4 protein-coding genes are annotated in these 2,232 nt (G+C 44.5%); all 4 read right to left on the bottom strand.

Annotated features, from left to right (window positions below; translation table 11 throughout):
- Positions 1 to 161: 161 nt before the first annotated feature.
- The 4 genes from CV944_RS16760 to CV944_RS16745 all read right to left on the bottom strand — a co-directional run bounded on the left by CV944_RS16760 (position 162) and on the right by CV944_RS16745 (position 2,008).
- Complete coding sequence (locus CV944_RS16760; protein ID WP_033010793.1) at positions 162 to 827, bottom strand: type 1 glutamine amidotransferase domain-containing protein; 666 nt, start codon at positions 825 to 827, stop codon at positions 162 to 164.
- A 50-nt stretch (positions 828 to 877) separates the two neighbouring features.
- Positions 878 to 1,063 carry a PD-(D/E)XK nuclease family transposase gene (locus tag CV944_RS18025; RefSeq protein ID WP_080729623.1) on the bottom strand — a complete coding sequence of 62 codons (186 nt, stop codon included), beginning with the start codon at positions 1,061 to 1,063 and terminating at the stop codon, positions 878 to 880.
- Between the two features lie 206 nt (positions 1,064 to 1,269).
- Complete coding sequence (locus tag CV944_RS16750) at positions 1,270 to 1,725, bottom strand: PIN domain-containing protein (protein WP_063211092.1); 456 nt, start codon at positions 1,723 to 1,725, stop codon at positions 1,270 to 1,272.
- Entirely contained in the window at positions 1,718 to 2,008 is a 291-nt protein-coding gene (locus CV944_RS16745; protein WP_033010796.1) for a hypothetical protein, read from the bottom strand. The genes CV944_RS16750 and CV944_RS16745 overlap by 8 nt, the downstream gene beginning before the upstream one ends.
- Positions 2,009 to 2,232 lie beyond the last annotated feature (224 nt).

Below are 2,232 nucleotides of genomic sequence, written 5' to 3'. Positions count from 1 at the left end.
CCTTATACTCTAACATTTGACGGAACTGATAGAACGCCCACGATACGGTTTCATATCGGTCATGGATACGTACACGTTCTGTTTTTTCACGAATGCCTGATGAAGAAAGGGTGCCCCGTTCTCTTGGGACACCCCTTTGCCGCACATTCAGCCTTTATCGCTCACGCCTGCTCTTCCAGCGCGGCGACGACTTTTTCCGCCGTGCTTCGGCTTGATTGCGGATTTTGCCCGGTGATCAAGTTACCGTCGCGCACCGAGAAATCGGTCCATTTCTCGCCGTGGACGAAATTTGCACCGCGCAGGCGCAGCGTCGACTCGAGCAAAAACGGCATATGCACATCAAGCCCGACTTCACGCTCTTCTTCATCCGTAAATGACGTGACCGTTTTTCCTTTCACAATCGGCGTGCCGTCTTTGTATGTGGCGTTCACCAGCCCTGACGGACCGTGGCAGACAGCGGCGATGATGCGCCCGTCTTCGGCAAACTGCTGCAAGACGTATTGCAGCGTTTCATTGTCGGGAAAATCGAACATCGTCCCGTGTCCACCGGGAAGGAAAATGGCGTCAAACCCGTGTGCATCGTCCTTGCTTAAACGTGTTGTGTTCTTCAGCACTGCTTCCGCCTCCGCCCAAGACGGGTCTTTTTCATTGATGCTGCGCGGGTCAAGCGGCACCTCGCCGCCTTGAATGCTCGCCACTTTCACGTCATACCCTTTTTCTTTAAATACCAAATACGGTACGGCAAACTCCTCAAGCCAAAGCCCGGTTTTATGGTCGTCGGTGATCGTCGTATGGTTCGTCACCACCATGAGCACTCGTTTCGTCATGCGGCAGCCCTCCTTTAGGTTTTGGAATGTTCTCTACTACTCATCATACTTTATGTTGGGCAAAAGAGGAAAAAATATGCTTTGTGAAATGGAAAAGGAATGAATCGCTTAAGATACGTGCCTGTCACGCCCAGGATGACGATCATAATCGTCGGTGGAAGTGCGGCATACCGTTGTCCTTGCAAAAGAGAGGACGAAAACAGCCGCGCCCAATAGTACAACAGGCGTTCTGACATACTATACTGAAGGAAGAAGAGAAATGCAAATGTAGAAATATGGGTTTGTAAGGAAAAGTAAGGAGAGAACGATCGGTGAGCATAGGAGAGTATAATGTTTCTTTGAAAAACTCACCATCGCAAAAAGCTTGCGTGACAAAGACATTGAATTAGAAGACAGCATCATGCACATGTTTCGAAAAAGGTCTAAATGAATTGCAACGGTCTTATAACAGCTTATTAAGAAATTTTTGCAAGTCTTCTGGATCTTGAATAGGATTCACATAATTCAATCCCCATTTTTGCAAACGTACAAAATCTTTATCATTATTGCTAAACAATGTCATTCCTTTTGCAATCGCTGTAGCAGCAATAAGCGCATCCCCTGCTTTTAATGTTTTTCCGGTTTCCATCTTACATTTTCTTCGTAATTCCGCTGCTTTTTCTGCTATTTCGAAGTCCACGTTGTATAGCGTTGATGCCCGAATATAGCTGTATCGCTTATGACGAATGGCTTCGTTCGTTTCTACCTTTTCATATGAAAGAAACTCCATCGCAACAACGCTAGACATTGCGATTTCAAAACCATCGTTTAACAGTTGGGTGAAGAGGTGTTTCACTGGCTCATAGCCCAAATAATGATAAACATAAATGTTATTATCAATAAGTGCGATATTACTCAAGCTCATTATTCCTCCATTCTTCTTCCCGATTAGCCATCTTAAGCAACTCTTTTACATTTTCACCAGCGAGAACGGCACTACCTGCTAAGCTTTCAAAAGCTTTCACTTTATCCTCGGTACTCAACGGTTTCGGCTTCACGATCAATTTATCTGTTTGTTCTTCAATAACAGTCAACTGCAATAAATTCGCTTCCTGTAACGCCCGCTTAACTAATTGAAAAATATGCACGTAGTCGTGGCGCTCATCTTCATTATGATTTTTTAAAATGTCTACATTTCCCATTGCTATCCCTCGCTTTCTGTATATTTTTATTATACCATCTGTAGATGAGCAAATTCACTGACATAAATTGACAACTAAACAAAAAAGGAGACATGAACCCGATTCCTTGGTTAGAATAGATGTATCACCAACTATCCACAAGGAGGTTCATGTCTCATGAATAGATTAGCACATCACCAAGGAATCCACAAGTTTTTCTTCACGCTGGGGTTGACGCTGCAGCT

Origin of the sequence: Geobacillus sp. WSUCF-018B, from assembly GCF_002809985.1 — a bacterium.
GTDB classification, from domain to species: domain Bacteria; phylum Bacillota; class Bacilli; order Bacillales; family Anoxybacillaceae; genus Geobacillus; species Geobacillus thermophilus.
The sequence above is the reverse complement of the archived record's forward strand: the minus strand, read 5'-3'. Positions and strand labels throughout refer to the sequence as shown.